The 4,129-nt window shown below is 58.3% G+C and carries 5 protein-coding genes; 3 read left to right on the plus strand and 2 right to left on the minus strand.

Translation table 11 applies throughout. The features are described 5' to 3' along the window. On the minus strand, positions 1-1,202 hold a 1,202-nt coding region (locus ACTG34_RS11480), incomplete at its 3' end, for an ATP-binding protein (protein WP_439105041.1). A gap of 383 nt (positions 1,203-1,585) precedes the next feature. Between ACTG34_RS11480 and ppk2 the strand changes: the two genes are divergently transcribed. Then, positions 1,586-2,560, plus strand: a complete 975-nt coding sequence (gene ppk2, locus ACTG34_RS11485; RefSeq protein WP_439105042.1) for a polyphosphate kinase 2 — start codon at positions 1,586-1,588, stop codon at positions 2,558-2,560. A gap of 96 nt (positions 2,561-2,656) precedes the next feature. On the opposite strand, the gene ACTG34_RS11490 is transcribed toward ppk2, so the two are convergent. After that, positions 2,657-3,067, minus strand: a complete 411-nt coding sequence (locus ACTG34_RS11490) for a DUF983 domain-containing protein (RefSeq protein WP_439105043.1) — start codon at positions 3,065-3,067, stop codon at positions 2,657-2,659. A gap of 273 nt (positions 3,068-3,340) precedes the next feature. On the opposite strand from ACTG34_RS11490, the gene ACTG34_RS11495 reads away from it, so the two are divergent. Together ACTG34_RS11495 and ACTG34_RS11500 are read left to right on the plus strand one after the other, a co-directional pair. Further along, on the plus strand, positions 3,341-3,853 hold the full coding sequence (locus ACTG34_RS11495; protein ID WP_439105044.1) for an EF-hand domain-containing protein: 513 nt from the start codon (positions 3,341-3,343) through the stop codon (positions 3,851-3,853). Between the two features lie 88 nt (positions 3,854-3,941). Continuing rightward, on the plus strand, positions 3,942-4,129 hold a 188-nt coding region (locus ACTG34_RS11500), incomplete at its 3' end, for a sigma factor (protein WP_439105058.1).

The following is a 4,129-nucleotide window of genomic DNA, read 5'->3' on the forward strand; positions in this document are numbered from 1 at the left end:
CGTTCTTCGGCGCGCAGGACGAGAAAATCGAGGATCGCGCCCGCGGATTTGGTGTCGGCGGCGAGCCAGTTGTCGAAGTGGTCGCGCACGGAGTTCTCGACGAGGCGGGCGGCCTCGGTGGTGGCAAGGCGGTCTTTGGTCTGGCCGACAAACTCGGGGTCGCGGATGAAACAGGAGACAAGGGCGCAACCGCCGGTGAGCAGATCGTCGCGGGTGATGTCTTTGGCTTTGCGGTTGCCGACCAGTTCGCCGTAGGCTTTGACGCCTTTGAGGATCGCAGCCCAAAAGCCGCCCTCATGGGTGCCGCCCTCGGGCGTGGGGACGGTGTTACAGTAGGATTGGATGAAGCCATCGCGGGCGGGGGTCCAGTTGACGGCCCACTCGACCTTGCCAGGCACGCCAAAGCGGGGGCCAAACTCGACCGTTCCGGCAAAGGGTTTTTCAGAGTAGGTGGAGGATTTTCCCAAGGTCTCGCTCAGGTAGTCGGCCAGACCACCGGGGAAGTGGAATGTGGCCTCCATCGGGGTTTCCCCGTCGTCGATTTCCGATTTCCACCGCAGTTCGACGCCCGAGAACAGGTAGGCTTTGGAGCGGGCGAGTTGGAACAGGCGTTTGGGTTTAAAGCGGTGCGTGCCAAAGATTTCCGCGTCGGCGTGGAAGGTGACAAAGGTGCCGCGTTTGTTGGGGGCGGTGCCGATTTTCTCGACGGGACCAAGGGGGATGCCGCGTGAAAAGCGTTGCTCGTAGAGCTCTTTGTTCTTGGCGACTTGGACGACGAGGCTGTCGGAGAGGGCGTTAACGACCGAGGAGCCAACCCCGTGAAGGCCGCCCGATGTGGCATAGGCATCGCCGGAGAATTTGCCGCCCGCGTGCAGGGTGCACAAGATGACTTCGAGGGCGGATTTGCCGGGGAATTTGGGGTGCGGGTCGATCGGGATGCCGCGCCCGTTGTCGGTGACGGTGACGGAGTAATCGGCGTGCAGGGTCAATTCGATGCGGTTGGCGTGGCCTGCAACGGCCTCGTCCATGGAGTTGTCGAGGATCTCGGCCACAAGGTGGTGTAGGGCGCGTTCATCGGTGCCGCCGATATACATGCCGGGACGTTTGCGCACGGGTTCCAGACCTTCGAGGACTTCGATGGAGGATGCGTCATAGGCGCTTGGTGTGGTGGCGGTGGTACCTGCGAGGAGATCGTCGGACATATGGGGCGCTCGATTCTTGGGGTTGGTCGCACAGGGTGCTTTAGGGCAGGATTAGACCATTCACGCGCAATGGGCGCAAGGTGTAGTGGGCGCAAAGCGTGAGGGGCGGGACGTCTATGTCCCGCGTAAGAAGGCGCTTGCGCGCGCCACGCCATCGTCATGCGCATTGCCGAGCCCCGTTTTGACGGTGTGGGAAGTCGCGTGGACATTTTCGTCCGCTCCCCGATGATGATCAGGGTGGGTGTTGAGATGTGCGCGATGACGCCGCGGGTGTCGTCTGCGGCCAAGGGCGCAATCGCACGCAACCTTGGCTTAGATCAAAGCGGGCTCGTGCGATTGCGTATAAGCGGAGCCATTATTTACGCCTTTCAGGAGAGTTACAAATGGTTACATCTACAACGCCCAAACCGACAAAACCTACACAGTCCCCAGCAGTAGTGGCCAATGGCACGTCTGCACAAAGTGAGGCGGCGACTGGCCCGAAAGAATTCCCCAAAGTGGCTTCTGACAAGGTGGCACAGGCGTTTGAGGCGGGCGTGTTTCCCTATGAGACAAAGCTGTCACGCAAGGACTACGAAGAGCAAAAAGTTGCACTTCAGGCCGAATTGCTAAAGGCACAGCTTTGGGCGCAAGAGCAGGGCGAAAAGTTCGTGCTGTTGTTCGAGGGGCGCGATGCCGCTGGTAAGGGCGGTGCGATCAAGCGGTTTACCGAGCACCTCAATCCGCGCGCTGCGCGTGTTGTGGCGCTCAATAAACCCACCGATGCCGAGCGCGGACAGTGGTTTTTCCAACGCTATATCGAGCACCTGCCGACCGATGGTGAAATCGTGCTCTATGATCGCTCGTGGTACAATCGTGCGGGCGTAGAGCGGGTGATGGGGTTTTGCTCTCCCACTGAATATCTCGAATTTATGCGTCAGACGCCTGATCTGGAACAGATGCTCGTGCGCTCTGGCATCCGTTTGTACAAATACTGGTTTTCGGTCACACAAGATGAACAGCAACGCCGCTTTAAATCGCGTGAAAACGATCCGCTCAAACAGTGGAAGCTGTCTCCGATTGATAAGGCGTCTTTGGGTCTGTGGGATGATTACACCGAGGCCAAAGAGGCGATGTTCTTTTACACCAATACCGCAGATGCGCCGTGGACGATTATCAAATCCAATGACAAGAAACGTGCGCGGCTTAATTGTATGCGTCACTTCCTATCGACGGTGGATTACCCCGATAAAAACCACGATGTTGTGGGGCGGCCCGATCCATTGATCGTGGGGCACGCCAGTCATGTTGTGCATAAATCCGATCACATATTAGGCACGGCGCTGCATCCCGAGACGCGGCGCGGCAAGAATGCTTGAGGCGGCCATGACGCCATAGAGTAAACGCAAAAAGGCCGCTCTGATATGAGCGGCCTTTTTGATGTGAAGCTGTAAGGGGCCGAGCGATTGAGCAGGTTAGTTTGCGGTGTCGAACCCGTTCATACGCTTGGCCCATTGATAACCGACAATCGCGCCTTTGAGACGTGGCAACAGGTAGAGCGACAGGGCCACGGTGCCGATGGTGAACACTGCGATAGTGGTGAGCGGATCGGGGCGAAACTCGACGAAAAACCAGCCCAAGATCGGGGCCATAAGGTGGCCGACAATCAAAATTGTGAGATAGGCGGGACCGTCATCGGCGCGGTGATGGTGAAGATCTTCGCCGCACACGGGGCATTCATCGCGCACTTTCAGATAGCCTTTGAGCATGGGGCCGCCACCACATGAGGGACAGCGCCGCCGCCAGCCGCGCAATACTGCGGGGCGCATTTCGCGGTCCCCATCACCAAGTTGCGTGACAGAGCCGGAATAGGTTTGATCAGTCATGTGCGTCTAGCCTTTGTGCGTCTTTTATACGGTGCGCGTGCATGATCTCAGTGTTCGATCATTCAGGGCATTAAGTCACGATGTTTATCAAAGCCGAGTGGCCTTTGTCGCCGCGTCCTGATGTCGCGTGATGGGCGCAGCGGGGGTGGTGAGCAAAAAGTTTTCACAAATCGCGACGGAAAGCGGCAGGTGCCCCGTTTTATGATTGATACGTGCGCAGATCACGAGGGGTGAAACCGCTGCACGAGGGTAAGTAACAAAGGAAGTTCTATCATGAAACGTAACACATTTATCTCCGCACTCGCATTGGTCGCCGTTCTGGGCACCGCAGGCATCGCCTCCGCATCTGGTATGGGTGAGCGCGGCCAAGGTGGCGAGGGCATGGGCCGCATGGGTCCACAAGCAGATTTTGCCACCCTTGATGCGGATGGTGATGGCTCTGTGACACAGGCCGAGCTTGATGCGCAAAAACAAGCGATGTTCGATGCGATGGACACAGACGGCAGCGGCACGATTAGCGCCACTGAGTTGACCGCCCATAAAGAGACACAGCGCGCCGAGCGTATGAAAGCGGGCGCAGACCGGATGATCGCCAAACGTGATGCCGACGGCGATGGTGTTTTGAGCCTTGAGGAGCTGACCACGCGGCCAAAGGCCTCCATGTTGGAGCGTCTTGATACGGACGGCGATGGTGCGGTGAGCGAAGCCGAGTTCGACGCGGCCAAATCCCGTATGGGTGAGCGCGGCGAACATGACGGCAAACACGGTGGACGTAAAAACCACTAGCGCCTTGGCGTAAGATGACCGGCGGGAGCGCATTCATGTGCTCTCGCCAATAGACGCCACACAAGACTTGGGATACGCATGGCTGGTGATGAACATGCCTTTTGACGCACTTGGCGATGTCTCTAACGAGGCGTTGCTCGTTGCCTTTGGTAACGGTGATCGCGCATCTGCGCAGGCATTAACCATGCGGCTCACGCCTGTGGTTTTGGGCTACGCGACGCGGTTGTTGCGCGATCATGCCGAGGCGGAGGATGTGGCCCAAGAGGCGATGTTGCG

The sequence above is a fragment of the Celeribacter marinus genome (assembly GCF_965656515.1).
GTDB lineage: Bacteria > Pseudomonadota > Alphaproteobacteria > Rhodobacterales > Rhodobacteraceae > Celeribacter > Celeribacter marinus_D.

Bases quoted from the DNA above. Each gene is read 5' to 3' on its own strand.
- ppk2 (WP_439105042.1), top strand. From the start codon at position 1,586: ATGGTTACATCTACAACGCCCAAACCGACAAAACCTACACAGTCCCCA.
- ACTG34_RS11490 (WP_439105043.1), bottom strand. From the start codon at position 3,067: ATGACTGATCAAACCTATTCCGGCTCTGTCACGCAACTTGGTGATGGG.
- ACTG34_RS11495 (WP_439105044.1), top strand. From the start codon at position 3,341: ATGAAACGTAACACATTTATCTCCGCACTCGCATTGGTCGCCGTTCTG.